This is a genomic window from Streptomyces sp. AHU1 (genome assembly GCF_045343905.1).
Lineage (GTDB): Bacteria > Actinomycetota > Actinomycetes > Streptomycetales > Streptomycetaceae > Streptomyces > Streptomyces triticiradicis.
Genome location: NZ_CP174283.1, coordinates 8,747,605 through 8,772,660 on the forward strand (window position 1 = coordinate 8,747,605; position 25,056 = coordinate 8,772,660).

25 protein-coding genes and 3 pseudogenes are annotated in these 25,056 nt (G+C 71.0%); 13 read left to right on the forward strand and 15 right to left on the reverse strand.

Annotated features, from left to right (window positions below):
• Positions 1 to 84: 84 nt before the first annotated feature.
• Positions 85 to 354: a GlsB/YeaQ/YmgE family stress response membrane protein gene (locus ACICHK_RS38660; protein ID WP_406840628.1), complete on the reverse strand. Its 270-nt coding sequence runs from the start codon at positions 352 to 354 to the stop codon at positions 85 to 87.
• A gap of 170 nt (positions 355 to 524) precedes the next feature.
• Between ACICHK_RS38660 and ACICHK_RS38665 the strand changes: the two genes are divergently transcribed.
• Positions 525 to 2,072: a CHAD domain-containing protein gene (locus ACICHK_RS38665; RefSeq protein ID WP_406840629.1), complete on the forward strand. Its 1,548-nt coding sequence runs from the start codon at positions 525 to 527 to the stop codon at positions 2,070 to 2,072.
• A gap of 101 nt (positions 2,073 to 2,173) precedes the next feature.
• Here the strand turns inward: ACICHK_RS38665 and ACICHK_RS38670 are convergent, their stop codons facing one another.
• Entirely contained in the window at positions 2,174 to 2,659 is a 486-nt protein-coding gene (locus ACICHK_RS38670; RefSeq protein ID WP_406840630.1) for a TetR family transcriptional regulator C-terminal domain-containing protein, read from the reverse strand.
• Here ACICHK_RS38670 and ACICHK_RS38675 point away from each other — a divergent pair.
• Positions 2,658 to 3,226 (forward strand): annotated as a pseudogene (locus tag ACICHK_RS38675) (peroxiredoxin-like family protein); the annotation flags it as partial. The gene ACICHK_RS38670 and the pseudogene ACICHK_RS38675 sit on opposite strands and share 2 nt — an antisense overlap.
• A 204-nt stretch (positions 3,227 to 3,430) precedes the next feature.
• Complete coding sequence (locus ACICHK_RS38680) at positions 3,431 to 4,336, forward strand: endonuclease/exonuclease/phosphatase family protein (RefSeq protein ID WP_406841443.1); 906 nt, start codon at positions 3,431 to 3,433, stop codon at positions 4,334 to 4,336.
• 103 nt (positions 4,337 to 4,439) lie between these two features.
• Here ACICHK_RS38680 and ACICHK_RS38685 read toward each other — a convergent pair whose 3' ends face one another.
• Complete coding sequence (locus ACICHK_RS38685) at positions 4,440 to 6,053, reverse strand: MDR family MFS transporter (protein WP_406840631.1); 1,614 nt, start codon at positions 6,051 to 6,053, stop codon at positions 4,440 to 4,442.
• 485 nt (positions 6,054 to 6,538) lie between these two features.
• On the opposite strand from ACICHK_RS38685, the gene ACICHK_RS38690 reads away from it, so the two are divergent.
• Together ACICHK_RS38690 and ACICHK_RS38695 are read left to right on the forward strand one after the other, a co-directional pair.
• Positions 6,539 to 7,249 carry a hypothetical protein gene (locus ACICHK_RS38690; RefSeq protein ID WP_406840632.1) on the forward strand — a complete coding sequence of 237 codons (711 nt, stop codon included), beginning with the start codon at positions 6,539 to 6,541 and terminating at the stop codon, positions 7,247 to 7,249.
• Between the two features lie 130 nt (positions 7,250 to 7,379).
• Positions 7,380 to 8,120, forward strand: coding sequence for a VWA domain-containing protein (locus tag ACICHK_RS38695; protein ID WP_151473845.1), 741 nt, complete (start codon positions 7,380 to 7,382; stop codon positions 8,118 to 8,120).
• A 63-nt stretch (positions 8,121 to 8,183) separates the two neighbouring features.
• Here ACICHK_RS38695 and ACICHK_RS38700 read toward each other — a convergent pair whose 3' ends face one another.
• Both ACICHK_RS38700 and ACICHK_RS38705 read right to left on the reverse strand, forming a co-directional pair.
• Positions 8,184 to 8,954, reverse strand: a complete 771-nt coding sequence (locus tag ACICHK_RS38700) for an SDR family NAD(P)-dependent oxidoreductase (protein WP_406840633.1) — start codon at positions 8,952 to 8,954, stop codon at positions 8,184 to 8,186.
• Positions 8,951 to 9,442, reverse strand: a complete 492-nt coding sequence (locus ACICHK_RS38705) for a YbaK/EbsC family protein (RefSeq protein WP_406840634.1) — start codon at positions 9,440 to 9,442, stop codon at positions 8,951 to 8,953. The genes ACICHK_RS38700 and ACICHK_RS38705 overlap by 4 nt, the downstream gene beginning before the upstream one ends.
• Before the next feature lie 119 nt (positions 9,443 to 9,561).
• Here ACICHK_RS38705 and ACICHK_RS38710 point away from each other — a divergent pair, with 119 nt between their 5' ends.
• A complete protein-coding gene (locus ACICHK_RS38710) occupies positions 9,562 to 10,080 on the forward strand; it encodes a helix-turn-helix domain-containing protein (protein ID WP_406840635.1) in 519 nt (172 codons plus the stop codon).
• Between the two features lie 113 nt (positions 10,081 to 10,193).
• Here the strand turns inward: ACICHK_RS38710 and ACICHK_RS38715 are convergent, their stop codons facing one another.
• A complete protein-coding gene (locus tag ACICHK_RS38715) occupies positions 10,194 to 11,123 on the reverse strand; it encodes an alpha/beta hydrolase (protein WP_406840636.1) in 930 nt (309 codons plus the stop codon).
• Between the two features lie 109 nt (positions 11,124 to 11,232).
• Here ACICHK_RS38715 and ACICHK_RS38720 point away from each other — a divergent pair, with 109 nt between their 5' ends.
• Positions 11,233 to 11,688: a MarR family winged helix-turn-helix transcriptional regulator gene (locus ACICHK_RS38720; RefSeq protein ID WP_151473840.1), complete on the forward strand. Its 456-nt coding sequence runs from the start codon at positions 11,233 to 11,235 to the stop codon at positions 11,686 to 11,688.
• A gap of 129 nt (positions 11,689 to 11,817) precedes the next feature.
• Here ACICHK_RS38720 and ACICHK_RS38725 read toward each other — a convergent pair whose 3' ends face one another.
• The gene (locus tag ACICHK_RS38725) at positions 11,818 to 12,285 is read right to left on the reverse strand and encodes a DUF5959 family protein (RefSeq protein ID WP_406840637.1); all 468 of its coding nucleotides are present in this window, start codon (positions 12,283 to 12,285) and stop codon (positions 11,818 to 11,820) included.
• A gap of 340 nt (positions 12,286 to 12,625) precedes the next feature.
• Here ACICHK_RS38725 and ACICHK_RS38730 point away from each other — a divergent pair, with 340 nt between their 5' ends.
• The gene (locus ACICHK_RS38730; protein WP_151473838.1) at positions 12,626 to 13,231 is read left to right on the forward strand and encodes an RNA polymerase sigma factor; all 606 of its coding nucleotides are present in this window, start codon (positions 12,626 to 12,628) and stop codon (positions 13,229 to 13,231) included.
• Between the two features lie 2 nt (positions 13,232 to 13,233).
• Complete coding sequence (locus ACICHK_RS38735; protein ID WP_406840638.1) at positions 13,234 to 14,196, forward strand: CU044_5270 family protein; 963 nt, start codon at positions 13,234 to 13,236, stop codon at positions 14,194 to 14,196.
• Between the two features lie 150 nt (positions 14,197 to 14,346).
• Here the strand turns inward: ACICHK_RS38735 and ACICHK_RS38740 are convergent, their stop codons facing one another.
• Positions 14,347 to 14,826 (reverse strand): hypothetical protein, encoded by a 480-nt coding sequence (locus ACICHK_RS38740; protein ID WP_406840639.1) that lies wholly within the window; start codon positions 14,824 to 14,826, stop codon positions 14,347 to 14,349.
• Positions 14,827 to 14,916: 90 nt separating this feature from the next.
• Here ACICHK_RS38740 and ACICHK_RS38745 point away from each other — a divergent pair, with 90 nt between their 5' ends.
• On the forward strand, positions 14,917 to 15,282 hold the full coding sequence (locus tag ACICHK_RS38745) for a MerR family transcriptional regulator (RefSeq protein ID WP_406840640.1): 366 nt from the start codon (positions 14,917 to 14,919) through the stop codon (positions 15,280 to 15,282).
• A gap of 40 nt (positions 15,283 to 15,322) precedes the next feature.
• On the opposite strand, the gene ACICHK_RS38750 is transcribed toward ACICHK_RS38745, so the two are convergent.
• On the reverse strand, positions 15,323 to 15,817 hold the full coding sequence (locus tag ACICHK_RS38750; protein ID WP_406840641.1) for a cupin domain-containing protein: 495 nt from the start codon (positions 15,815 to 15,817) through the stop codon (positions 15,323 to 15,325).
• 81 nt (positions 15,818 to 15,898) lie between these two features.
• Here ACICHK_RS38750 and ACICHK_RS38755 point away from each other — a divergent pair, with 81 nt between their 5' ends.
• Positions 15,899 to 16,750, forward strand: coding sequence for a LysR family transcriptional regulator (locus tag ACICHK_RS38755; protein ID WP_406840642.1), 852 nt, complete (start codon positions 15,899 to 15,901; stop codon positions 16,748 to 16,750).
• A gap of 183 nt (positions 16,751 to 16,933) precedes the next feature.
• Here ACICHK_RS38755 and ACICHK_RS38760 read toward each other — a convergent pair whose 3' ends face one another.
• The 4 genes and pseudogenes from ACICHK_RS38760 to ACICHK_RS38775 form a co-directional block, all read right to left on the reverse strand.
• A complete protein-coding gene (locus ACICHK_RS38760) occupies positions 16,934 to 17,434 on the reverse strand; it encodes a GDSL-type esterase/lipase family protein (protein ID WP_406840643.1) in 501 nt (166 codons plus the stop codon).
• Positions 17,435 to 17,536: 102 nt separating this feature from the next.
• Positions 17,537 to 18,534, reverse strand: a pseudogene (locus ACICHK_RS38765) (IS5 family transposase).
• A 73-nt stretch (positions 18,535 to 18,607) separates the two neighbouring features.
• Positions 18,608 to 20,125, reverse strand: coding sequence for an FAD-dependent monooxygenase (locus tag ACICHK_RS38770; protein WP_406840644.1), 1,518 nt, complete (start codon positions 20,123 to 20,125; stop codon positions 18,608 to 18,610).
• A gap of 55 nt (positions 20,126 to 20,180) precedes the next feature.
• Positions 20,181 to 20,879, reverse strand: a complete 699-nt coding sequence (locus tag ACICHK_RS38775; protein ID WP_406840645.1) for a TetR/AcrR family transcriptional regulator — start codon at positions 20,877 to 20,879, stop codon at positions 20,181 to 20,183.
• A gap of 178 nt (positions 20,880 to 21,057) precedes the next feature.
• Here ACICHK_RS38775 and ACICHK_RS38780 point away from each other — a divergent pair.
• Positions 21,058 to 21,153 (forward strand): annotated as a pseudogene (locus tag ACICHK_RS38780) (MerR family DNA-binding transcriptional regulator); the annotation flags it as partial.
• 270 nt (positions 21,154 to 21,423) lie between these two features.
• On the opposite strand, the gene ACICHK_RS38785 reads toward ACICHK_RS38780, so the two are convergent.
• Together ACICHK_RS38785 and ACICHK_RS38790 are read right to left on the reverse strand one after the other, a co-directional pair.
• On the reverse strand, positions 21,424 to 21,897 hold the full coding sequence (locus tag ACICHK_RS38785; protein WP_406840646.1) for a nuclear transport factor 2 family protein: 474 nt from the start codon (positions 21,895 to 21,897) through the stop codon (positions 21,424 to 21,426).
• Between the two features lie 187 nt (positions 21,898 to 22,084).
• The gene (locus ACICHK_RS38790) at positions 22,085 to 22,864 is read right to left on the reverse strand and encodes a thioesterase II family protein (protein WP_406840647.1); all 780 of its coding nucleotides are present in this window, start codon (positions 22,862 to 22,864) and stop codon (positions 22,085 to 22,087) included.
• 184 nt (positions 22,865 to 23,048) lie between these two features.
• On the opposite strand from ACICHK_RS38790, the gene htpG reads away from it, so the two are divergent.
• A complete protein-coding gene (htpG, locus tag ACICHK_RS38795; RefSeq protein WP_406840648.1) occupies positions 23,049 to 24,950 on the forward strand; it encodes a molecular chaperone HtpG in 1,902 nt (633 codons plus the stop codon).
• Positions 24,951 to 25,056 lie beyond the last annotated feature (106 nt).

The window sequence follows — 25,056 nt, forward strand, 5'->3', positions numbered from 1 at the left end:
GGCAAGCTCTCCGGGCAGAGCCGCGGCTCCGCCCTCGGACGGACGAGAGGGCGGAGCCGCTTGCCGAAGAGTGCGACGGTGCGGTCAGGCGTGGCGGCGGTTTCCGGTGAAGACCCGGTACAGGACGAGGAGGATGAGCGAGCCGACGATGGCGGCGATCCATGTGGAGACGTCGAAGAAGCCGTCGATGGAGTCGACACCGAAGATGACCTTGCCGAGCCAGCCGCCGAGGAGGCCTCCCGCGATCCCGATGAGCATCGTGATGATGATGCCGCCCGGGTCCCTCCCGGGCATGAGCGCCTTGGCGATGAGGCCGGCGAGCAGTCCGATGAGTATCCAGGCGATGATGCCCATGATGTGTGTCTCCTACCTGGTCGTATAAAGGCTGTGTCAAAGGACCGTGTGATCGGTGTCGGCGATTTCAAACCCATGCGGTCCGGCAGACCGGGGTCCGCGGCCGGTCACCGGGTCCGCGGCCGGTCACCGAAGTGTTTGAATCCCGGGAATAGGTCTACGCGACTGGTATGGCTCGTTCGACGCGAGAGACAGAACGCAAATACGCGGTGCCCGACACCGACATCTCCTGGCTGTCCGACCTGGTCGGTGCGGGCCCCGTCGCCTCCGTGGCGGACCAGGGAGTGCGGGAACTGGACGCCGTCTACTACGACAGTGACGACTTGCGACTGACCCGCACCCGCGCGTCCCTGCGACGCAGGACGGGCGGCACCGATGCCGGCTGGCACCTGAAACTCCCCCTCCCGGGCGACAGTCGCGAGGAGATCCGGACTTCTTCGATGTCGGAGGACGTCCCTGAGGAACTGCGGTGTCTCACGCTCTCCCGCACCCGCGGCGCGGCGCTGCGGCCCGTGGTACGGATCCGCTCCAGCCGTTCCCCGCACCGTCTCCTCGACGCGGAGGGCGACGTCCTGGCGGAACTGAGCGTGGACCAGGTGTCCGCCGAGGCGCTCCTCGACGACGAAGGACGCACGGCCTGGACGGAGCTGGAGGTCGAACTCGTCCAGGACGGCGACCCGGCCCTCCTGGACAGTGTCGAGAAGGTGCTGCGGAAGAACGGTCTCGACCGGGCAGAGAGCCCGTCCAAGGTCTTCCGCGCCCTGACGGAAGCCACGTCCCTCCTGCGACGCGCGCCCGACGCGTCCGACGCGCGCGCCGACGTCGCTCCGGGAACGGCCGGCCGGCACGTGCTCGCCTACACGGACCGACTCGTCGGCGCTCTCATGGACCTCGACCCCGCGGTCCGTCGCGACACGCCCGATTCCGTCCATCGGATGCGCACCACGGCACGCCGTCTGCGCGGCTGCCTGCGGTCCTACCGCTCCGTCTTCGACAGGGAAGTCACCGACCCCGTCCGGCGCGATCTGAAGTGGCTGGCCAACGAACTCGGCGCGGAACGCGACCACGAAGTGCTTCGCGACCGGCTCACCTCGGAGGTGCGGGAGCTCTCCGGCGAGCTGGTCCTGGGCCCGGTCGAGGCACGGCTCAAGGCCTGGGACGTGGCACGGCGGACCGAGGCCCGCCGCCGCACTCTCGACGCGCTCGCATCGCCCCGCTACCTGGGCCTGCTGAACGGCCTGAAGTCCCTCACGGAGGCGCCGCCGTTGCGCGCCTCCAAAGCGGCCGGCAAACCCGGGAAGGTCTTCCGCAAGGTGCTCCGGAAGGAGTACCGCCGCCTCGCGGGACGCATGGAGCCGGCACTCGCCATGGCGTCGGGCCCGGAGCGGGACACCGCGATCCACGACGCCCGCAAGGCCGCCAAGAGGCTCCGCTACGCCGCGGAGGCGGCCCGTCCGGCCCTGGGCAAGCCCGTACGGCGTCTCGGCAAGCGCGCCAAAGCCGTGCAGCAGGTGAGCGGAGCCCAGCACGACAGCGTGGTGACGCGTGACGCCCTGCGCCGACTCGCGGTCTCCGCCCACGCGGCGGGGGAGCCCGGCTTCACCTGGGGCGTCCTGCACGGCCAGGAGGGGGCCGCGGCCGCCGCCCGGGAACGACAGCTCCCGGAGGCCTGGAGCAAAGCGCGCGCGGCGGCACGGAAGAAGGCCCTCCGGTCCTGAGGGGTCCGGGCGGCGGCATGCCGGTGCAGCCCTTTCCCCCGAGGGGCTTCACGGGCCGGGGCGGCCGGGGTCGCCCCGGCAGGTGCCCGAGGGGCACGGGGTCATTCGGTCGCGCGGCTGCCGAGTGACCGCAGCGCGGCGGCCACCGTCGCGCTCAGCGAACCGGCTTCGGCGCCCGCGCGGGAACGCAGGTTGACGCCGTGGGCGAGCAGGGCCAGCAGGTCGGCCGCGGTGGCCGGGTCGGTGTCGAGGGCCGGCTGGCCTTCGGCGCCGGCGACGACGAGCACCGCGTGCAGGGCTTCCCGCAGTTCCTCGTGGTGCCGGTCGAGGAAGGCGCGGACGTCGGGGCCGCCGTTCTCCGCGCCGGCCTGCGCGTTGGAGACCATGCAACCCCAGCGCGCGTACTCGCCCGAGCATCGGACCCCGATCAGCGCGTCGAAGAACTCCGCGACGGCGGGCAGCCCCCGGCGGTCCTCGGCGAGCCCGCGGAACGCCGGCCGGGACCATTGCTCCTGGTAGCGGTGCAGCGCGGCGAGGTAGAGCTCCTGCTTGCCGCCGAAGGTGGCGTACAAGATGTGCCAGAACATGGACCGGGCGGCCCGGGAACTCGCCGACTCCGGGCAGGCCGGCCGCGCACGCGCCGTCGGCGAGCCCGCCCCGCGGTTCACCCTGCCCTCCGCGGCCGGGGCCATGGCGGCCCTGGACGACCTGCCGGCCGAGGGCCCCGTCGTCCTCACCTTCTACCGCGGCGCGTGGTGTCCGTACCGCAACCTCGCCCTGCGCGCCCTCCAGTCGCGCCACGCCGACATCGCCGCGCGCGGCGCCCGCCCGGCCGCCGTCTCCCCGCAGATCCCCGACGAGTCGCTCACCCTCACCGAGAAGCACGGTCTGGCCTTCGAAGTCCTCAGCGGTTCCGGCTCCGACACGGCCGAGCGGTACGGCCTCGCGTTCGACCTCTCCGACGAGCTCGCCGCCGTCCACGACAAGCTCGGCTTCGACCTCCAGCGCGTCACAACGACGACCACCCCCGCACGCTGCCGCTGCCCGCCACTTACGTCATCGACCGGAACGGAGTGATCCGCTGGGCCTTCGTCGACACCGACTGCACCGCCCGCGCCGAACCCGCCGACGTCATCGCGGCCCTGGACGCCCTCGGCGGAACCCGTCAGGGCCGGTCGCTCGGATCGTCCGGCAGTGGGAAGATCCGGACCGGGGAGACGACCGTGGTGCGGGCGGCGCCGAGGACTTCGGCGACGGCTCACCGGAGCGGTTCGACGTGGGGAGGGTTCGGGGTGCGCGCTGCGGGCGGGTGCGGGAGAGGGGACCTGTGGTCCGGGCACGTCCGGAGGCGGGGGCGGGTGCCCGCCGTGCTCGCGGTACTGGCGGCCGGGCTGATGGTCTTCCACCGGGCGGTGCCCAACTCGGTGGGACACCTGGGCAGTCTGCTGGAGGCTTTCCTTCCGTGGCTGGGCCCGGTGGTCGTGGTGCTGTTCCTCGTGGCCGTGCTGTGCCGCTCGGCGGTCGCGCTGGTGGCGCTGATGCTGCCGGTGGCGGCTTGGACCTGCCTCTTCGGGGGGCTGCTCGAGGCGGAGCACGGCTCGTACGACCTGGTGGTGGTGCAGCACAACGTCAGCGACGAGAACACCGACGCGGTGGGTACGGCCCGTGTCCTGGCCGGTGCCGGGCCTGATCTGATCGCGCTGGAGGAGCTCGTGCCTCCGGCGTCGGCGACGTACGCGCGGGCTCTCGCCCCGGCCTATCCGTACCACGCGGTCCGGGGCACCGTCGGGCTGTGGTCGAAGCACCCGCTGGGCGGTGTCCGGCAGGTGGACATAAAACCCCGGCAGATCACGGAGAGCTGGAGTCGTGGACTGCGCGCGGTCGTTCACACGCCCCGCGGTGATGTCGCGGTGTACGTCGCGCACCTGCCCTCGGTCCGTGTCCGGGCGAGCGGGTTCGCCTCCTCGTGGCGGGACGAGAGCGCGGCACGGCTGGGCAAGGCCGTCGCCGCGGAGAAACTGAAGAAGGTCCTGCTGCTCGGCGATCTCAACGGCACCGTCGACGACCGCGGGCTGGCCCCGCTGACCTCCCGGATGAACACGGCCGAGCGGGGTTTCGCCTTCAGCTTCCCCGCCGCCTTCCCGGTGGCCCGGATCGACCAGGTCATGGCCCGCTCCGCGACCGTCGGCCACATCCGTGCCCTGCCGCCCACCGGCAGCGACCACCTGCCGGTGGCCGCCCGGATCACCGGTGTCCTCCGATGATGTCCGGGCCTTCGAGCCGGGGGCGTCGCCCTGCGGCGGGAACAGAAGCCGCCCGGGGCGATCCGTAACGGATCGCCCCGGGCGGCTTCGGTCGTGGAGTGGATCAGGCGACGGCGGCGGTCGAGGTGTCCTGGGCGGTGTCCTCGGGGGCCGTCCCGGGCTTGGCGGCGGAGTCGAAGCCGCGCAGCGGGACATGGCGGATGAAGACGGCGATCAGCAGTCCGACGGCGGCCACGGCCGCGCCCCAGGCGAAGACCTGGCCGACGCCGTCGGTGACGGCCTGCTGGAACACGTGCTGCACCTTCTCCGGCAGGCTCTTGAGGGCCTGCGGCGTCATCTGGGCCACCTCGAACCGGCCGTCGCCCGCCCCCGCACCGGTCGCCGTGCCCATGTGGGAGGTGACGGTGTCGGTGAGGGTGGTGGCGTAGACCGAGCCCAGCAGGGAGACGCCGACCGAGCCGCCCATGTTGCGCAGGAAGGTCGCGGCGCCGGTGGCGGCGCCCATGTTGCGCAGCGGCGCGTTGTTCTGCGCGATGAGCATCGTGCTCTGCATCAGGCAGCCCATGCCCGCGCCGAGCACCACCATGTACAGCGATGTGGTGGTGCGGGTGGTGTCGATGTCCATGGTGGCGAACAGCGCCAGACCGGCGGCCATCAGGATCGTGCCGGCGATGGGCAGGGCACGGTAGCGGCCGGTGCGGCTGATCAGGGCGCCGCCCGCCATCGAGACGACCATCGACGAGAGCATCATCGGCATCAGCAGCAGGCCGCTGTTGGTCGCGGAGGAGCCCTGGACGAACTGCTGGAACTGCGGCAGGAAGGTCACCCCGCCGAACATGGCGAAGCCGACGATGAAGCTGAGGGCGCCGGAGAGCGAGAAGTTGCGGTTGGCGAAGACGGACAGAGGCATGATCGGCTCGGTGACGCGGCGCTCGACGATCACGAAGGCGACGAAGGCGAGCACGGTCGCCACGGCCAGGCCGATGATGGTGGCCGAGTCCCAGTCGTACTCGTTGCCGCCCCAGCTGGTGATCAGGACGAGGGTGGTGATCCAGGTGGTGAGCAGGGCCGCGCCGGTCCAGTCGATGCGGGCCTTGCCGGTGCCGCGGGACAGCTTGGCCAGGGTGAACCAGCACACCAGCAGGGCGGCGACGCCCAGCGGCAGGTTGACGTAGAAGGCCCAGCGCCAGGTGAGGTGGTCGGTGATGAAGCCTCCGGCCAGCGGACCGCCGATCATGGCGACCGGCATGACGGCCATCAGCACGCCCTGGTACTTGCCCCGCTCCCGCGGCGGCACGATCTCGGCCATGACCGCCATCACACCGACCATCAGGCCGCCGGCGCCGAGGCCCTGGAGGGCGCGGAAGCCGATCAGCTCGCCCATGTTCTGCGACATGCCGCAGAGCACCGAGCCGATGAGGAAGATGACGATAGAGGAGAGGAAGGTCATCCGGCGGCCGAGGAGGTCGCCGAGCTTGCCCCATATGGGCGTGGCGGCGGTCGAGGCCAGGATGTAGCCCGTGGTCACCCACGCGAGGTGGTTGAGTCCGCCCAGGTCACCCACGATGGTGGGCAGCGCCGGGGCGACGATCATGTTGTCGAGCATGGCCAGCAGCATCGCGATGACCAGGCCACTCATGGTCATCATGATCTCGCGGTGGGTGAACCCCGGGGGTGCCTCTGCTTCCGGGGCTGGCTTTGCTGCTGTCGACTCCATGGCACTGCCTCTCTTCGAACGGTCACTGCAACAGCCGGGAGCAGTCCACGCCAACGCGCCCCCGTCGTCCGCAGGGCATGCGGACGGCGGGAGCGCGGAGAACAGGGGGGTCTGCTCCAGGTGCGGCCCGCGCGTGGCGAGCCGAAGCGGAGTTCGATGCACGCTCCACTTACCTGTCGTCAAGTAAATTACTTGCCGGACGGCAAGCTTGCAAGCGGGATTCCCGGGAGCGGGGGAGGGTCGGCACCGAAGCCCGGCGGCGACCGGGAAGGCGCTTCGGGGAGCGCGCTCCGTGAGCGATCCGGGTGGCCGAGGGGGTGGGACCGGTCTCCGTGGGTCGGTGAGCGCGCCCCATCGGAACGGCATCCGAGGCGAATCGATCCGGCATGATCAATTCGGCGTATTTGCCTGAAAGTCGCACAAGTATGGTGCCTGGACGGCAATATGGCCTGATCTTCCCCGAACGACGCACCCGAGGCCGCGCCATGACCAGATCGCAGTTTCCGCCGGATCCCTACGCGAGGCCGCAGCGCCCGGTCCGCCAGGCCCCCGGTGACTCCCACCGGAGCGCGCTCGTCGTGGCCCTGATCGGCGCCGCGGCCACGATCGTCGCGGCCCTGATCGGACTGTTCGTGCAGTTGAGCGGAGATGTGGAGCAACGCGCTTCCGGTCCCTCGCTCGGCGGCGCGTCGCCCGCCTCCGACGCGCCCGACACCTCCGTCGTTCCCCGTAGCTCGGTCCCGCCGAGCACGCCCGCGGCGTCCGGAGCGTCCGGGGGAGCCGACGGGCCGGCCGCCCCGACACCCACCGCCCCGACACCCACCGCTCCGACGCCCGTCGGCCTGCCGGAGGAGTTCCTCGGACGCTGGCAGGGCTACGCCGAGGAGGTCGACGCCACCAGTACCGACCACTACCGCGTCACCGTGGAGCTCGACCAGGGCGCACTGCGGGGGCAGGTCGGCAACGTCCACTACGCGATGGAGTCCTCCGACTGCTACGGCACCGTGACCCTGACCGCGGTCGGCGGCACGGACCAGGTGATCCTCGGGGAGAGCATCCAGTCCGGCAACTGCATCACGAACGGCCGCATCACCCTGACACTGCGCCCCGGCGACACGGTGGACTTCGCCTACGAATCGACCAAGCGGGACGGCACCCGGCAGTCGGTGAGGGCGGGCCTGGAACGCGTCGCCTGACCGGCGGCAGGAACGAGGGACTCGGAGCGCCGTCCCGGGGGGCATCGATCGATGCCCCCGGAGGGCCGCGCCGCCGGGTGCCGTCACGACCGAGGCGGTGCGGATGTCACGCGATACGGGAAGAGTGAGCATGGGCGGGGACCGGAACGGCGCCCCGGCGATCAGTCTGTCCAAGGTGCAGGCGCAGGCTCCGGATCTGGTGAGCCTCTACAAGGCCGCCGGGGCCGGCGTGCGTGCGCACGGTCTCGAGGGGGTGCGTGCCGCCGTGTACCTCGTGCTGGACCGCTCCGGTTCGATGCGGCCGTACTACAAGGACGGCACCATGCAGCACCTTGCCGAGCAGGTCCTGTCCCTGTCCGCCCACCTCGACGACGACGGCACGGTACCGGTGGTGTTCTTCTCCACCGACGTCGACGGATCCACCGACCTCAGGCTCACGGGTCATCGCGGGCGCATCGACAAGCTGCACGAGAACCTCGGCCGCATGGGCCGGACGAACTACCACTGGGCCATGGACGACGTCATCGACCACTACCTGGCTTCCGGCAGCGATGCCCCGGCCCTGGTGATCTTCCAGACCGACGGCGGGCCCACCAGCAAGTTCGCCGCCGAACGCTACCTGTGCAAGGCCGCTCGCCTGCCGTTGTTCTGGCAGTTCGTCGGGTTCGGCGATCCCGACGACAACGAGTTCGCCTTTCTCCGCCGCCTCGACGACCTGGCCGTACCCCGATACCGCGTCGTCGACAACGCGGGCTTCTTCCACGCCGGCCGCGATCCGCGCAACGTGCGCGACGATCTCCTCTACGACCGGCTCCTGCGCGAGTTCCCCAGCTGGCTCTCGTCGGCCCGCGCGGCCCGGGTGCTGCGATGAGCGTCCGGAACCACGGAGCCGGAAGCGGTGTGCGCCGAACTCGCCAGGGCCCGCCCCGCGTTGTCAGTGGGCGGTCCAGCCGCCGTCGACCGGCAGCACCGCGCCCGTGAGGTACGACGCCGCGGGGTCGGCCGGCAAGACGGCCGCGCCGACGAGTTCGCCGGGGTCGGCCCAGCGTCCCATGGGGACCTGGTGGTCGAGGAAGTCCCGGACGCGCGGGTCGTCGTCGACGCCGTCGTTCAGCGGTGTGCGAAAGGGGCCGGGGGCCAGCGCGTTGACGCAGATGCCGGTGCCCGCGAGTTCGACGCCGAGGCTGCGGGTGAGCTGGACCACCGCGCCCTTGCCGGCCGCGTAGCCCGCCCGCCCCGCGGCACCGACCAGCCCCAGGGCGCTGGCCAGGGTGACGATGCGCCCGTACCCGGCCTGCCGCATCACGGGCACGACGGCCTGGCACGCGAGGAAGGTCCCGACGACGTTGACGTCCAGGCAGCGGCGCAGCGTGTCGGCGTCGAGCGCGCCTCGGGCCTGGATTCCGGCGCCGGTCACGAGTACGTCCAGGCGGCCGTACCGGTTGACGACGTCCTGGGCGAGGCCGTGGACCGAATCGTCCTCGGTCACGTCGCAGGACATGCCCACGGCGGTGCCTCCGGTCCGGGCGGCTATTTCGGCTGCCGTCCGCTCGCACGCCTCCAGCCGCCGGCCGGCCATCACCACTGCGGATCCCGTGAGGGCCAGTCCCAGCGCGATGGCCCGGCCGAGTCCGGTCGAGCCCCCGGTGACCAGTGCCACCTGCCCGGTCAGATCGGTCCCTGGGCCGAGGGGACTCCTGGTCACGGGCCGACGGGCAGCAGGAGCCCGCCCGTGAGCCGGAGGAGTTCACTCGTGGTGGTCGGGAAGACCGTACGGGGCGTCCCGGCGGCGGCCCAGAGCCGGGGGTAGTCGCCCAGGGCCGCATCGACCACGGTGGGAAGCGCCTGGGGGTGACCGACCGGGGCCACGCCTCCGATCGCCTGCCCGGTGGCCCGGCGCACCTGTTCCGGAGTGGCACGCCGGAGCTTGCCGCGTCCCCACCGTTCGGCGAGTGCTGTGGTGTCCACCTTGTGCCGGCCGCTGGTCAGAACCAGAACGGGTTCGTCGTCGGAGAGGAACACGAGGCTGTTGGCGATCGCGCCCACGTCGCACCCGAGGGCTTCGGCGGCCTCGGCGGCCGTGCGCGCCGACTCCGTCAGCTCGCGGACCCGGCCCGCGATGCCGGCCTCGGCGAGGACGCGAGCCACCTCCATGCTGCGGACGGGCAGGGACGTGCCTTCCTGGGGCGTCATGTGACTCCTTCGTGCAGCGTGCGCCATCGATCGTTCCGTATACGGAACGTTCTGTATGTGGAACGATAGATCCCTCGGAGGCCCGGATCAACCGGCTTTCGAAGACGAGGGGAGACTCCGTGGAACTGGCTGCCGGCGTCGGCTTGCGCTTGCGGGAGTTGCGCGAGGCGCAGGGGATATCGCTGTCCGAACTGGCGCGCAGGTCCAAGATCGGCAAGGGGACGCTCTCCGAACTGGAGAGCGGCCGGCGCAACCCCACCCTGGAAACGCTCTACGCCCTCACGACGGCGCTCGAGGTGCCGCTGAGCACCGCTCTGCGCGATCTCGGGTCTCCCGCCAGGATCTCCGGGCAGGCCGTCGAAGCCGTCCTCGTCGAGCGGTTCGAGGCCGACGCCTCTGTCACGGAGACCTACCGGATCCGCATCCGCTCCGGAGCCACGCAGGAGTCCGCCGCCCACGCCCCGGGCACGGCGGAGCACATCATCGTCCATACCGGCACGGCACGCGTCGGTCCGCTCGCCGACCCCGCCCTGATCGGCCCGGGTATGCACGGCAGTTGGGCCGCCGACGTCCCGCACCTCTATCAGGCGCCCGCCGGGGACGTCGAGGCCCTGCTGATCGTGCGCTACCCGCGGTGAGGGGGAAGGGCCGGCCCCCGGACCGATGCGGAGTGCGCGGGTGTCGTCGCGTCACAGGCTCGGGTCGACGCGGGGCTCCAGGATGCCGTCCGGCAGGCTGGGGCCGTCGGCTGTCAACGGACCGGTTCGAGACGATCGGAGTCCGGGCGCCCGGCGTCCAGGTGGCCGGTGAGGAAGCGGGCGGCGCGGTCGAGTGCGGCGTCCGCCTCGTCGAGGCGGCCGTAGTGGTGCTGGAAGACATGGGGGAGGCCGGGCCGGACCTCGAGGGTGACCTCGACGTCGTCGGCACCCGCGCGGCCGGCCAGCCGGACCGCGTCGTCGAGCAGCACCTCGTTCGCCCCGACCTGCACGAGCAGCGGAGGAAGACCGGTGAGGTCCCCGAACACCGGGCTGGCCAGGGGGTGCGCCCGGTCACCCGCGCCGACGTAGAGATCGGCGTAGGCGCGCACGTCGGCCTCGGTGAAGATGGGGTCGGCGTCCTCCTTGGAACGGATGCTCGCTCCACCGAGGGTGAGGTCGGCCCAGGGGGAGAAGACGACCAGGGCGGCCGGCTGCGGCAACCCGGCCTCCCGGGCCGCGAGCAGCGTGGCGATGCTCAAGCCGCCGCCGGCGGAGTCGCCTGCCATGACGAGGTCCCGTGGGTCGGTGCCCGCCTCCAGCAGCTCGCGATAGGCCGCGAGCCCGTCGTCGACGGCCGCGGGGAAGGGGTGCTCGGGCGCCAGTCGGTAGTCCACCGACAGCGCTCGCAGTCCGGCGCGGCGGGCCAGTTCGCCGACCAGCCCCGCGTGGGTGTCGGGTGAGCCGATGACGTAGCCGCCGCCGTGCAGGTAGAGCAGCCGGCCGCGGCCGGAAGCGTTGGCCGGCTCCAGCTCCAGGGTCGGCCGCCCGCCCAGCACGGTCCTGCGGGTGACCACGTCGTCCGGCGCGGGGCGGCCGACGCCTGCGGCGAAACCGCCGCGCTGTTCCTCGACGGTGAGAGGTGTCTCGCCGCGAGGGACGGAACGGAGCATGGCGTCCAGTGCGTCGCGCTGCTGTCGGGACATGTGGGGCCTCCATGGGTCGGGGTGCGAGGATGGATTCCTGGGAATCCATCTGTCCGAGCCCAACCGGATTCCGGGGAAGATGATTCCCGGGAATCTATTGGAGGTCATTGTGAGCCGCGTCACCCCGATCTTCGTCGATCTCGTCCGTGTCGAGACCCGGCTCTACAACGAGGTGAGCGCTCGGCTGCGCGCCGAACGAGGTCTGGGGTTGGGGCAGTTCGAGTTTCTGGACATCATCGACAGGGTGCCGGGGTGTCGTGTGCTCGACATCGTCGGCGAGCTGGCGATCACCGTGGGGGCCGTCAGCAAGGCGGTCGACCGACTGGTGGCCGCGGGCTGGTGCGTGCGGGTCGCGCATCCCCAGGACCGGCGCTCCTCCGTCCTCCGTCTCACGTCCGAGGGCGAGGAACTGCTGACGGCCTCCCGTCCCGTCGTCGAGAGCCAACTCGCCTTGCTGACCGCGGCCGTTCCCCCTGGCGACCTGACCCGCATCGCCGCGACCCTGGCCGCCCTCCGCGCGAATCTCGAGACGGGCCGTCACGGTCGGCCGGGCGGAGAGGCGTGACCGGACGAAGGCGCCCCGACCCGTGTGGCCGACGGCACCCGGAGCGGCGGCGGGACCACGGTCGACATCGCTGACGGCCTGCCGACCCGCGGCTCGCGCACTCGTCTCCCGGCGCCGGTTCTCGGCGGCTCAGCGCCGCCATCGGTAGGTGCCGGGAGAGGTCTCCACGACCTCCTGGGGCCAGGCGGCACGGACGCGCCGCAGCCGTTCGAGGTGCTCATCGGCCCATCCCTCGGCCAGACGCACCGAGGCACGCACGGACGTCCCCGACGCGGCGACGTCCTTCACCACGAACGTGACAGCCCGCCCCTGGCGGGACGGCTCGAACCGGATCCGGGGGTTGCGCCCGTCGTCCATCCAGACGGCGTCCCGTCCGGCCGCGAGTTCCCCCAGGATCTGGGACCAGCTGTCCAGGTCGTCCGGAGCCAGACACACGTCGAGGTGTCCTCGGGCGAACCCGCCGGTGACGACGATCTCCGCATCGAGGTAATCGTGCAGGGTCAACACCCCCGGCATCGTCCGGCCGAGAACCCGAACCTCAAGACCGTTCTCCCCGTCGGCCAGACGAATGAGTTCCACGGCGCCGTCCTCGGCCATGCCCGCTCCCCGCTCTCGCATCGATTCCCGTCATCATGCACGTGCGTCGGCACTCGGCCGTACGGGGCATCGCGTCAGGAGTTCCCGCGCCGCCGCGGCCGGTCTTCCCGCGATCCGCTCCCGGGCGGGCCGCCGACCGTGACCTGGGCCCGCGAGTGGACGCCGCCCGGCGGCGGGGGGTCTGCGAGGAGGGGCGTGCGGGAGGTGCCGAAGCGGGTGATTTCCTGATCACCCGCGGGTTCACCGGTGGTGCGACGACTTTCGCGAAACCGTGAACTCTTCGCGGCCCATCGGGGAACAGCAGGTGACAGGCACTCACCGAGAAGTCAGGGGAAGCATCGTGAGCGGACCACCGCCGTCTGTGGCACGGACGGAGGACGACGCGGAAACAGTCGCGCAGTCGCTGGAGCAGCCGGAGCTGTTCGCCCTGCTCTACGACCGCTACGCCCCCGACATCCACCGCTACGCGGCCCGCCGTCTGGGCGACGCCGCCGCCGACGACATCACCGCCGACACCTTCCTGGTGGCTTTCCGGATCCGGTCCCGCTACGACCGCACGCGCGCCAACGCGCGCCCCTGGCTGTACGGCATCGCCGGGAACCTCATCGGCAAGCAGCGCCGCGCCGAGGTACGGGCGCTCAGGGCGCTCGCCCGCACCGGCCACGACCCGCTCGCCGCGTCCGGCGGCGAGTTCTGGCTCGAGGACACCGACAGCCGGATCGCGGCGCAGGGCCCGCTGGCCGGCGCCCTCGCGGGACTGTCGGCGCCCGACCGGCACGTCCTGCTGCTCGTCGCCTGGGCCGAACTCACCTACCAGGAGGTCGCGGAGGCGCTGGACATACCGGTGGGCACGGTTCGTTCGCGGCTCAACCGGGCGCGACGCAAGGTACGTACGGCGCTGGGTGCCGATCCTGCATTCGTGACCGACGCGGTAGAGGTGGCGTAGCCATGGACGAGATGACCGAAGTGCGCGAGCTGCGCGCACAGGTGCCGGTGCCCGACCGGGCCCGGCTCGCACCGGGACGGGCCCGGCTCGCCGAAGCCGCACGGGCCAGTGAGGCACGCCGAGCGCTGTGGCGACGGCGGGAGTTCGCGATCGTCGCGGTCGTGGCCGCGGTGACCGCCGTCGCCGTCACCGCCACCTTGCTGGTGGGCGGCAAGGACACGGGACGCACGGTGCGGCCCGCGGCCACACCGGGCGTGCGCTTCAAGGGAGTGAGCGCGGCCGAGTTCCTGCGGCAGGCCGCCGACGCGGTCCAGACACAGCCGGACGGCACCGTTCCGACGGCCAAGCAATGGATCTACAACAAGACGGCACAGGAGCCCTTGAACAAGGCCCACCCGGAAACGGGCGCCATGGAGAACTGGATCCGCTACGACGGCTCCGCCAGCGCCTTCCGGATGGGGGACAGGCCGCTCGACATCACCAAGATGCACCTGGAGAACGGCGGCGCGGGTGATGACCGCTCGCCGCGCGAGATGTACCGGGTCCTCGTCGCCCTGCCGGCCGACGGCAGGGCGACGCTGAAGGAGCTGCGCGAGCAGAACGCCATCGCCGATTCCAAGGAACTCTCGCAGGCGCGCAACGACTACGACGAGATCAGCGTCCTGCTGTCGGCCGACGTGATGCCGGCCAAGGGCCTGGCCTCCCTCTACCGCGCACTCGCCCTCGTACCGGGCGGAAAGGTCACCGGCCACCTGGTCGACACGAACGCCGGACGCCGGGTGATCGCCCTGAACTACGGTCGTGGGAAGGACCCCATGACCGGTAGACCGGTGCACGACCAGTGGCTGATCGACCCGCAGACCTACCAGCTCGTCGGCAGGCGGACCATCGAAGGCGGCAAGACCGTCAACGGCAGCTCGCTCATCAGGACGGCCGTGGTGGACAAGGCCGGCGAGACCGACTGACCCACCACGATCCCGGGCGGCCCGCACCACGGGGGCGGGCCGCCCGCACCCGCCCCGTCGGCGGGAGCGGTGAGGACGACCGTGCTGCCCGGCTCGCCGGAATGTCCCTCGACGATGATCCGTCCTGCCGCCCCCGAGGTGATCGGGGCGTCACCGGGTCCCGGCGCCGAGCGGGTGTCCGGCGGCCGGGCCCGCGGGGTCGTCCACGAGGCCGGTGCGCCGAGCCCGCCCCCACGGCAGAAGCTGGACGACACCGAACGCCGCCTCGACGACGAGGAAGAGCCACAGCAGCCGCGTGGCACCGTGGGCCAGTGCGTACGCCTGCCAGGTGGCGAACAGCGTGCGCGCGACGCCGTCGAGCAGTCCGTGCACCGGCAGCGGCTCGATGATCCGCAGGAGTGCCCAGACGACCACGACCGAGCCCATCAGATTCGCGTACAGGGTCTGCGTCGGGTCGAGGGCGGGCAGGACACCCAGCCCGAACGTGTCACCCAGCGACGACAGCGCGTCGTGCAGCAGGGCGTAGGTCCAGGGCGTGGCGAATCCCGCTGTGACGACGAGGTCGTACCAGGCACTCGCGCGGACGAGGCGGAGATAGGCGCGGCGGGAAGGGGCGAGAAGACGGATCACGGCGAGGCTCCTGCTGGTCTCACGGCAGCGACGCCTCACGGTAAACAGTGGAGTACTCTCCAGGGTCAAGTCCACGGCCGGGGGAGGGCCATGCGTATCGGGGAGCTGGCCGCGCAAGCGGGTACGACCAGGGACACCATTCGCTTCTACGAGAAGATCGGCCTCATCGCGGGCCGACGGCTGACCAACGGTTACCGCGACTTCGCACCGGAGACGGTCGGCTGGCTGCGGTACGTCCGCACCGCACAGACGCTCGGCTTCTCGCTGGCCGAGATCGCCCGGCACGGCGAGGAACTGCGCGACGCGCCGGACGACGCCGAGGCGTTGTCCGCGCTGTTGAGGGAGAAGATCGGGGTCATCGACGCGCGCATGGCCGAGCTCGCCGCCCTGCGGGCCGACCTCGAAGAGCGAGTCGGCACCGGCTGCCCGCTGCGGGCGGCCGGCCAGGTCGCCTGAGCACCGGGCCCGACCCGGGACGGTCTTCACCGACGATCGGTCAGCCGAGGCCGGTGGCGGGCTCGGTCGCGTAGCGGCTCATCGCGTCGACGTTGGCCTGTGGTGTCAGCGGCCGGCCGTCGGCGAGCACCTCCTGGAGGTCTCGGAAGTACTGGACGTACAGGTCGGGGGTGAAGGTGCTGAGCATGACGGCGGGCTGGTCGGTCGGGTTGGCGAAGGTATGGGGGGTGCCGGGCGGAACCATGACGAGCGTGCCCGTGGTGGCGTCGTGCTCCTCGTCCCCGACGGTGAACCGCACGGTGCCGGAGAGGATGTAGAAGCCCTCGTCGTGTCGGGCGTGGCGGTGCTGCGGCGGTCCCTGGGTGTGCGGGGCGAGGACGGACTCGGCGATCGCGAGGCGGTGTCCGGTGTGGCTGCCGTCCTCCAGAACGCGCATGCGCGTGGTGCCCAGAACGATCCTCTCGCCCTCGTCGGCCCTCACCACCGATACGACGGGCTGGGTCTGCGGCTCGCTGGTCTTCGCTTCTTCGGTCATGCTCACGAGTTCACCGCCGGGGACCCGCCGGTGTCCAAGACCCGTCCTGCGGCGCCGATACCTCGTGGGTATCGTTGCAGCGTGGAGTTACGGACCTTGCGCTATTTCGTGGCGGTCGCCGAGGAACTCCACTTCGGCCGGGCCGCCACCCGACTGCACATGAGCCAGCCGCCGTTGAGCCGGGCGATCAAGCAGTTGGAGGCCGATGTCGGAGCCCTGCTCCTCGCCCGCTCGCCCGTCGGCGTCACGCTCACTCCGGTGGGTACGGTGCTGCTCGACGAGGCGCGGGCCCTGCTCGACCACGCCGACCGTGTCCGGGTACGCGTGAGTGCGGCGGCCGGTGCCACGACCATCACCGTCGGGATCCTGGGCGACGGCACCGACCCGGGAGTGGCCAGGCTGGCCGCCGCCTACCGCCGGACCCACCCCGGCATCGACATCCGCGTCCGCGACGCCGATCTGACCGACCCGACCTGCGGGCTGCGCGCCGGACTGGTCGATGTCGCGCTGACCCGGGCGCCGTTCGACGAGACCGCCCTGACGGTGCGTGAACTGCGGAGCGATCCGGTCGGCGTGGTCCTGCGCGCCGACGATCCGCTGGCCCGCCGAGACGGGCTGCGGCCGGCCGAGCTGAGCGACCGCCGCTGGTTCCGGTTCCCGCCGGGCACCGACCCCGTCTGGCAGTCGTACTGGAACGGCGGCAGGCCGCGCGAGGGACCGGTGGTGCGCGCCGTCCAGGAATGCCTGCAGGCCGTGCTGTGGAACGGCACGGTCGGCCTGGCCCCCCTCGGACACGATCTGCCCGCGGAGCTGGCCGTGGTGCCGCTGATCGGCATGGAGCCGAGCCGGGTGGTGGCGGTGTGGAACGAGGGCGATGCCAACCCTTTGCTCCGGTCCTTCGTCGAGATCGCGACAACCGCGTACCGCCACTGAGGGGAGTGTCCGATCGACGGCCCTGCCGGGGGAGGGGAGACAGGGCCTTCCGACGGCTTTGCCGTGGCGCCCGGCGCGTGCGGTCACCGCACACGCACCGGGCGCCACCGCTTTTCACGGGAAGGCCGCGAGCCGCCTCGGTCGTGGATCAGCCGAAGATCGTGGATCAGTCGAAGGTCGGGGTCAGTCGAAGAAGGAGAGGTCCATGGATTCCGCGAGGGCGGCGTAGCCCGCGTCACTGCCGTGGAGGCCGTCCCCCATGTGCAGGTCGCCGCGGATGCGGGTGGGGTCGGCGGGGTCGCGCCAGACGGCGTCGAAGTCGAGCACGCCGTCGAAGGCGCCGCTCGTACGGATCCACGCGTTGACCTGCTCGCGCGCCTTGTCGCCCTCGGCCGAGTACATTTCCGAGCCGCCGTAGGGAGCGATGGTCGCGGCGTGGACCTTCACGCCGTGTGCGCGGGCCCGTGCCGCCAGTTGGAGGTGGGCCGCGATGACGTCGTCCACGTCGACGGGTGAGCCGGGGAACATCGAGAGGAATCCGGCGGTCTTCTCGGTGCGGGGGGCGAAGGACAGGACGAGGTCGTTGCCCACGGCGATCACCGAGGCACCCCAGGTGCGAACCCATGCACCTGCCTGCGGGGTCGGACCTTCGAGGCCGACGGGGGTGTTGATGACACTGTCCACGGTCGTTGCCCTTCGGCTGTCGGGTATGACGGCGGTGCTCGAGGTAGTGGTGCTCGACGACTTCGATGTCAGACAGGCCCTAGGGCGCGTATCGAGTCGTGATCAATTGGTGGTTCGGGTGAGGTCTTTGATCCAGATCATCGAGGCTCGGAGGTGGAGGCCGGCCAGGTAGCTGTCCGGGGTCTTGTCGTATCGGGTGGCGATGCCTCGCCAGGCCTTGAGCTTGTTGATCAGGCGCTCGACGGTGTTCCTCTCCTTGTAGAGGGCGGCGTCGTGGCTGACGGGCCGACCGCCCCTGGACCCCTTCTTCTTCCGGTTGGAGGCCTGGTCCCTCTTCTCCGGGATCACTGCCTTGATGCCGCGCTTGCGCAGGTGGGCCCGGTTGCCGCGGGACGAATAGGCCTTGTCCCCGGCAACCGCGTCCGGCCGGGTGCGGGGGCGGCCGGCGGGGCCGCGGACCCGTAACTTCCTGAGCACCGGGATGAACTGTGGACTGTCCGCAGCCTGGCCCGCGGTCAGCACGAACGCCAGCGGGCGGCACTTGCGGTCGGCGGCCAGATGGACCTTGCTGGTCTGCCCGCCCCTGGAACGTCCCAGGAGAGCGGCCTTCAGGCGGACTCTTCGCCGACGCCGGACGCGTCGCCGCTCCTGCCTTTCGGGATCGGCGTCCTGCCCGCTTTGTTCTTCGAGGCTGCCCCCTTTGACCTGGCCTTCTCCTCCTCGGCAGCCGCCTTCTCCAGGGCGGTGACGACGTCCTCGCCCAGGTGCATCCCGGCGGCATCGTGGTGTCCCCGCACGGTGGTGGAGTCGATACTGACCAGGGACAGGTCCACCTCGCCCCGCTTCGCCGCTTCCGCGATCAGGCCCTCCAGCAGGGCCTCGAAGACGCCGGCGTCACGCCACTGCCGGAAGCGGTTGTGCACGGTCGACCAGGCGCCGAACTCCTGTGGCATCTCCCGCCACTGCCCGCTGGTCCGAAACCGCCAGATCACACCCTCGAACTGCTGCCGCAGCCGCTCGGGGTACGGGCCGTACTCGCCGATCGGCAGGTACGGCCCGATGAACTCCCACTCTGCGTCCGTCAGTTGCCCTCGCGTCACACAAGAAGGTCTACCGGACCAGACCCCGCCGCGAGAGCGAACCCCGCAGATTGATCACAACTCGATACACGCCCTAGTTCCGCGGCGCGCCGAACCACTGGGCGGCCGCCCGCTGGAACGCGTCGCGATCCGGGGCGAGTTCGCTCGCCCAGGCCACGACGCCGTCGGGCCGGACCAGCGCGGCACCCAGCCCGAGGTCGTCGCGCGCCGGGCCGGCCGCGTAGTGGATCCGGTCTCCCCACCCCTTGGCCGCGGCCCGCAGCGCCCGGTCGGTGCTGAACACGACTCCCCGCCCCGGGCGCAGCAGTTCACCGAGGCGGGTGCCGTCCTCGAAGCGGAAGTCCGGGGCGCTGCGGCCGGTGAAAGGCCGTTCACCGTCCAGGTCGTAGCGGTTGAAGAGTCCCGACGTCCTTCGGTACACGTGGGTCGTTCCGTCGGTGGTGCGCATCAGGTCGTGGACGAGTCGACGCAGCGCGGGGGCGTTGGGGCCCGGCTTCATGGTCGCGACCTGCGCGCGGGACCAGTCGAGCACGGCGGCGCCGACGGGGTGCCGCTCGGTGGTGTAGGTGTCGAGCAGACCCTCGGGAGCCCAGCCGCGCACGGTGGCGGCGAGCTTCCAGCCGAGGTTGACGGCGTCGCCGATGCCGAGGTTGAGGCCCTGGCCGCCCAGGGGCGAGTGGATGTGCGCCGCGTCACCGGCGAGCAGCACCCGGCCCTCGCGGTACGTCGTCGTCTGCATCGCTCGGTCGGTGAAGCTGGAGGCGAGATGGACCTCGGTCAGCGTCACGTCGGTGCCGCTGATGCGGCGCAGGACCGTCTGCAGGTGTTCGCGGGTCAGCGGCCGGGACCGGTCGAAGGTGCCGCCGTCGAAGTCCATCATGCCCAGGTGCCCTTCGAGGGGCGTCCGCAGGTACATGCCGTTCGGCGTCAGGTTGAACCCGAGCGGCAGTCGCCCGGGGTCGGCGAAGGCGACCTTGGCGGCGTAGCCGGTGAACAGCGGCTCGGTGCCCACGAACGCGAAGCCGACGAGTCGGCGTACGGCGCTGCGCCCGCCGTCGCAGCCCACCAGCCAGCTCCCCTGGTACTCCTGGCCGCCCGCCGTGACGAGGACGGATCCGGTGTCCTGAGTCACGGCCGTGACGGGAGCGTTCCGGACGATCTCGACTCCGAGCGCGGTGGCCCGTTCGCACAGCACCGATCCGGTCGCTTCCAGGCTCGTCATGAACCCCTCCATCGCCGGGCCGGGCAGCCGGGGCGGGAGGGCGGCCGTGTCGATGCCTGCCGCCGCGAGCGTCATGCCCGCGAAATGGCTCAGCTCGCGGGGGTGGGGCGCCTCGACCGCTTCGGGATCCGCGCCCACCTTCCGCGGGTCGACTCCCGAAGCCCGTGCCACCGCTTCCAGGAGGCCGCGGCGGTAGAACGTCTCGGCCGACCCGGCGTTCAGGCCCCGCAGCCCGAGGGGTAACGCCTTCAGGGGCGAGGTGAGTTCCGGGTCCCGCTCGAGGACCAGGACCGAACAGCCGGACAGGGCCAGCTCGCCGGCCAGGAACAGACCGACCGGGCCGCCGCCCGCGATCACGACGTCATGCATGAGAGGTGTCCTTCCGAGAGACGGACGACGGGGTCACCCGGCCGGATCGGCCGGGTCAGCGCAGATGGGTGAGGCCGTCGAGGATGACGGCGATGCCGGTGAGGAACTGCTCTCGGTCGTCGTGCTCCCTCATCTGGCCGACGACGGCGTGCATGAACGGATAGGTCTCCGGGTCGAGCTCCTGCCACGCCGCCGACGCCGCGTCGACGAACGCGTCGCGATCCCCGGTGGGGTCGGTCCCCGAGGTGTCCCCCTCGATGCGGGCGTTCTGGCTGACGGCTCCGAGGATGTAGTGCACGAGCGTCGAGGCCGCGTCGAACCAGGAGGCTCGCGGCACGCCCAGAGCGCCCAGTTGCCCGCCGATCCGCTCGAAGATCCCCACCGTCACCGGGCCGACCGGATTCCGGACGATCTGGAGGGTCAGCCGAGTGGCGAGCCACCGGTGTGCGGCGATCGCGTCGAACAGCGCCAGCGCGACGGCACGGATCTCGTCCCCGGGCGTGGCCGCGGCCCCGGCGGGCCGGGGCGCCAGCGCCGCGCCGATCACGGTTTCCGTCGCCGTGTCGAGCAGCTCGTCACGGGTGCCCACGTGGTAGTAGATCGCCCCGGAACCGGTGGACAGCCGTTCGGTCAGCGCCCGGACGGTCAGCGCGCCCTCGCCGCCCGCGTCGAGCATCTCGACCGCGGTGTCGACGATCTGCTCCCGGGAGAGCACCTGGTTGCGCCGCTGTGGTCGGCGCGCTCGCGTCGTCATACCTCGATGATGCCGTTCTTTGGTGCGGTGCTCCATATTGGTGCGCCGTACCAAAGCGGGATGGGGCCGCCCTCCAGAGAGGCTGATCGGCATGGCGAAGAGGGCCGGCGACGAGGAGCGGCTCCCGGCCCGCTGCCTGGTTCGGCCTTGACGCAACGGCAGGGGTTTTACCGACGGCCTGCGAATCGGAGAGATCGCCGCGCTCGTGGGGCTCGCCACCCGGGCGATCCGGCACTACCGCCATGCCGGTCTGCTTCCGGAACCGGAGCGGCGCACTGCCGAGAGGAGTCGATGCGGAACGGCCGTAAAGGAATTCCGACTTCATTCTCCGGTAGCCGGAATTCACGAGAATTCCAGCGCGCGCGGCCGACCGGCCCGGAGGAGCCGGGGGCGGTGGTTTCCTCTGGCCGGGCGCCGCGCAGAGCGCACACGCCCGCCTCACTCCCCGTGTTGTTGCAGCACCTGACGGGCTGCCACAACACAACTTCCTTTTGTGTCCCCGGCCATGACGCCACTCGGCGCCTCATGCCGGGTCAGGGCGAGTTCAGTCCTCGGCCTCTGCTCCAAGCCGTTCGGTCGGTCCGGCGAAAGCCAGGTACAAGGAGCGGGAACTGAGGAGCCAATCGCCTTCGACCTTGAGGAACGTGTCCTCGTAGTGCCCGACCTGCGTCGGGGCCCGCGGGGGCGCGTAGCCGCCGACGTGTCCGTCGACGCGGTACGTCGTGAAGTAGGTGGTCGCGGTGGCTGTCGACTCCGATGTGACGGTGACAAGGACATTCGTGCATATCCGGCGGGAGAGCCGGTCCGCGGGCCGGCCGGAGAAATACGACCGCAGCGCGTCACGGCCCTCGATCCGGCGCTCGCCTTCCGCCCACTCCCAGAACCCGGCATCCGTGAAGAGATCGGCCACGTCGCCCGGGTCACCGAGGTCGAGCTTGTGGACGAAATCGAGGATGAGGCGTTCACACGCCCGCTCGGCGAGCAGACGGTCCGTCGGATTCAGTGTTTCAGTAACCATTCCCCATGTCGTATCAAAATGACCGCAGCCGCCGCTACGGCTTTCTTGAGCCGCACGCGTCCACGAGTGACTTCTTTCCGCCCGTGCCCACGACCGGAGGGCGGCCCGTGTCCTCCGCGTCATCCGGATCCGCGAACGCCGGGGCGTGCCCGTTCTCGCCGAGCGCGCACACCCGCCGCCGCTGCGGTCAGGTGTGCGCCGCAGGCGCCGACAGCGCCCGGGCCAGTTGCTCGGAGACGATCTCCAGCACCTCCGCGGTCCGGTCGGCCAGGAAGAAGTGGCCGCCGGGCAGCACCCGCAGGTCGAAGGCGGCGGAAGTGTGCTCCTGCCACGCCCGGACCTCGTCCATCGTCACGTAGGGGTCGTCGTCGCCGGTCAACGCGACGACGGGGCACCGCAGCCGCTCCCCGGCGCGGTAGCGGTAGGTCTCGACGGCCCGGTAGTCGTTGCGGATCACGGGGAGGATCGTGTCCAGCACCCCCTCGTGGTCGAGCAGGCCGCCGTCCGTTCCGCCGATCTTGACCAACTCCGCCACGATGGCCTTGTCGTCGGTCTCGTGGACGTGCTCGTCCCGGCGGCGGGAGGGGGCGCGCCGACCGGACGCGAACAGGGTGACCGGGACCCTGCCCCGCTGCTGCAGCAGCAGGGCCACCTCGAAGGCCACGGTCGCCCCCATGCTGTGGCCGAACAGGGCCACCGGGCGGTCCAGGAGCTCGTCGTCCAGTTCGGCGGCGACGAGTTCGGCGAGGCGGTGGATGTCGTCGACGAAGGCGTCCGCGTGCCGGTCCTGCCGGCCCGGGTACTGCACGGCCAGCACGTCGACCTCCGGGGCCAGCGACCGGGAGACCGGGAAGTAGTACGAGGCCGAGCCGCCCGCGTGCGGGAAGCAGATCAGCCGGGTACGGGCGCCCGGTGCCGGGTGGAACTGCCGGATCCAGGGCGTGGTTCGGGTGGGCGCTTCTGCCATTCGCTCATGATGCAACATCACCGAGCCCGGTTTCCAGGAAGATCAAGTCCTCCCTCCGTCCGAGAACCCTCGCACAGGGTGCGGGCGCGCCCACAGCGAACAGCGGTGACAATGCGCCGACTTGGTGTCTTACAGTGGCTGTCGCCCGATTCGGCCACCCAGGAACCTGTGAGGAATACGAAGCATGGCGACCGAAACGTTCGAGTTCCAGGTAGAAGCACGCCAGCTGCTCCAGCTGATGATCCACTCGGTCTATTCGAACAAGGACGTCTTCCTGCGCGAGCTCGTCTCCAACGCCTCCGACGCGCTGGACAAGCTGCGTCTTGCCGCGTTGCGGGAGGACGGGCTCGACGCCGACACGTCCGACCTGCACATCGAGATCGAGCTCGACCAGAAGGCCCGGACGCTCACCGTGCGGGACAACGGCATCGGGATGTCGTACGACGAGGTCGGCAAGCTCATCGGCACCATCGCCAATTCGGGTACGGCCGCCTTCCTCCAGGAGCTGAAGGAGGCACAGGACGCCGCCGGGGCCGAGGGACTCATCGGACAGTTCGGCGTCGGTTTCTACTCCGGCTTCATGGTGGCCGACGAGATGACCCTGGTGACCCGGCGCGCCGGGGAGCGCAGCGGCACGCGGTGGTCGTCGCGCGGCGAGGGCACGTACACCCTGGAGACGGTCGACGACGCGCCGCAGGGCAGTGCCGTCACGCTCCACCTCAAGCCGGCCGACCCCGACGACCAGCTGCACGACTACACCTCCGCCTGGAAGATCAAGGAGATCGTCAAGCGGTACTCCGACTTCATCACTTGGCCGATCCGGCTCCTGCCGCAGGAGACCGACGGCGAGGACACGCCCGAACCCGAGACGCTGAACTCGATGAAGGCGCTGTGGGCGCGCTCGCGCGACGAGGTCTCCGACGACGAGTACCACGAGCTGTACAAGCACGTCAGCCACGACTGGCGCGATCCCCTGGAGACGATCCGCCTCCAGGCCGAGGGCACCTTCGAGTACCAGGCGCTGCTGTTCCTCCCGGCCCACGCGCCCCACGACCTGTTCACCCGGGACTTCCGCCGCGGTCTGCAGCTGTACGTCAAGCGCGTACTGATCATGGACGACTGCGAGGCGCTGCTGCCGCCCCACCTCCGCTTCGTCAAGGGTGTCGTCGACGCGCAGGACCTCTCGCTCAACGTCTCCCGGGAGATCCTCCAGCAGGACCGGCACATCCGGATGATCCAGCGCCGGCTGACCAAGAAGGTCCTGTCCTCGGTCAAGGAGATGAAGGCGAACGACGCCGACAAGTACACCGCGTTCTGGCGGGAGTTCGGCGCCGTGCTGAAGGAAGGCCTGCTCGGCGACGCCGACGACCGCGACGCCCTGCTGGCCGTGGCGTCCTTCGCCAGCACCCACGACGAGGAGGCGCCGACCACGCTCCAGCAGTACGTGGAGCGGATGAAGGACGGCCAGGACGACATCTATTACATGACCGGCACGTCCCGGCAGACCATCGAGAACTCCCCGCACATGGAGGCGTTCCGGGACCGGGGCGTCGAGGTCCTGCTGCTCACCGACCCCGTCGACGAGGTGTGGGTCGACGTCGTGGGCGAGTTCGAGGGCAAGCGGCTGCGGTCCGTCGCCAAGGGCGAGATCGACCTCGACGTCCAGGACGGCGAACAGACCGACGACGGGCGGGAGAAGCAGGCCGAGACGTACGCCGCTCTGCTGGGCTGGATGAAGGAACACCTCGGGGAGGAGATGAAGGACGTCCGCCTGTCGACCCGGCTGACCGTCTCCCCGGCCTGTGTCGTCTCCGACGCCCATGACCTCACCCCGGCGCTGGAGAGCATGTACCGGGCCATGGGCCAGGAGGTTCCGCCCACCCGGCGGATCCTCGAACTCAACCCCGCTCACCCCCTGGTCCAGGGCCTGAACCAGGCGTACCAGGAGAGCGAGGACCGCTCCGGGCTCGCCGAGACCGCCGACCTGCTCCACGGACTCGCGGTGCTCGCGGAGGGCGGGCGGCCGAAGGAGCCGGGGCGTTTCGTGAAGCTGGTGGCGGAGCGACTGGAGCGCACACTTCGCTGAGCCGGACAGCGCCGTCCGTCCGCTGAGCCGGACGGCGGCGCCACCGGACCGGCGGCGTCGACGCGTGCCCGGCTCCCGATCCGAAGGGGTCCGGGTACGCGTCGAC

Excerpts from the sequence above, each read along its gene's own strand:
- ACICHK_RS38660 (WP_406840628.1), bottom strand. The coding sequence starts at position 354 with ATGGGCATCATCGCCTGGATACTCATCGGACTGCTCGCCGGCCTCATC.
- ACICHK_RS38665 (WP_406840629.1), top strand. The coding sequence starts at position 525 with ATGGCTCGTTCGACGCGAGAGACAGAACGCAAATACGCGGTGCCCGAC.
- ACICHK_RS38670 (WP_406840630.1), bottom strand. The coding sequence starts at position 2,659 with ATGTTCTGGCACATCTTGTACGCCACCTTCGGCGGCAAGCAGGAGCTC.
- ACICHK_RS38685 (WP_406840631.1), bottom strand. The coding sequence starts at position 6,053 with ATGGAGTCGACAGCAGCAAAGCCAGCCCCGGAAGCAGAGGCACCCCCG.
- ACICHK_RS38690 (WP_406840632.1), top strand. The coding sequence starts at position 6,539 with ATGACCAGATCGCAGTTTCCGCCGGATCCCTACGCGAGGCCGCAGCGC.
- ACICHK_RS38695 (WP_151473845.1), top strand. The coding sequence starts at position 7,380 with ATGGGCGGGGACCGGAACGGCGCCCCGGCGATCAGTCTGTCCAAGGTG.
- ACICHK_RS38705 (WP_406840634.1), bottom strand. The coding sequence starts at position 9,442 with ATGACGCCCCAGGAAGGCACGTCCCTGCCCGTCCGCAGCATGGAGGTG.
- ACICHK_RS38715 (WP_406840636.1), bottom strand. The coding sequence starts at position 11,123 with ATGTCCCGACAGCAGCGCGACGCACTGGACGCCATGCTCCGTTCCGTC.
- ACICHK_RS38725 (WP_406840637.1), bottom strand. The coding sequence starts at position 12,285 with ATGGCCGAGGACGGCGCCGTGGAACTCATTCGTCTGGCCGACGGGGAG.
- ACICHK_RS38735 (WP_406840638.1), top strand. The coding sequence starts at position 13,234 with ATGGACGAGATGACCGAAGTGCGCGAGCTGCGCGCACAGGTGCCGGTG.
- ACICHK_RS38745 (WP_406840640.1), top strand. The coding sequence starts at position 14,917 with ATGCGTATCGGGGAGCTGGCCGCGCAAGCGGGTACGACCAGGGACACC.
- ACICHK_RS38750 (WP_406840641.1), bottom strand. The coding sequence starts at position 15,817 with ATGACCGAAGAAGCGAAGACCAGCGAGCCGCAGACCCAGCCCGTCGTA.
- ACICHK_RS38770 (WP_406840644.1), bottom strand. The coding sequence starts at position 20,125 with ATGCATGACGTCGTGATCGCGGGCGGCGGCCCGGTCGGTCTGTTCCTG.
- ACICHK_RS38775 (WP_406840645.1), bottom strand. The coding sequence starts at position 20,879 with ATGACGACGCGAGCGCGCCGACCACAGCGGCGCAACCAGGTGCTCTCC.
- ACICHK_RS38785 (WP_406840646.1), bottom strand. The coding sequence starts at position 21,897 with ATGGTTACTGAAACACTGAATCCGACGGACCGTCTGCTCGCCGAGCGG.
- ACICHK_RS38790 (WP_406840647.1), bottom strand. The coding sequence starts at position 22,864 with ATGGCAGAAGCGCCCACCCGAACCACGCCCTGGATCCGGCAGTTCCAC.
- htpG (WP_406840648.1), top strand. The coding sequence starts at position 23,049 with ATGGCGACCGAAACGTTCGAGTTCCAGGTAGAAGCACGCCAGCTGCTC.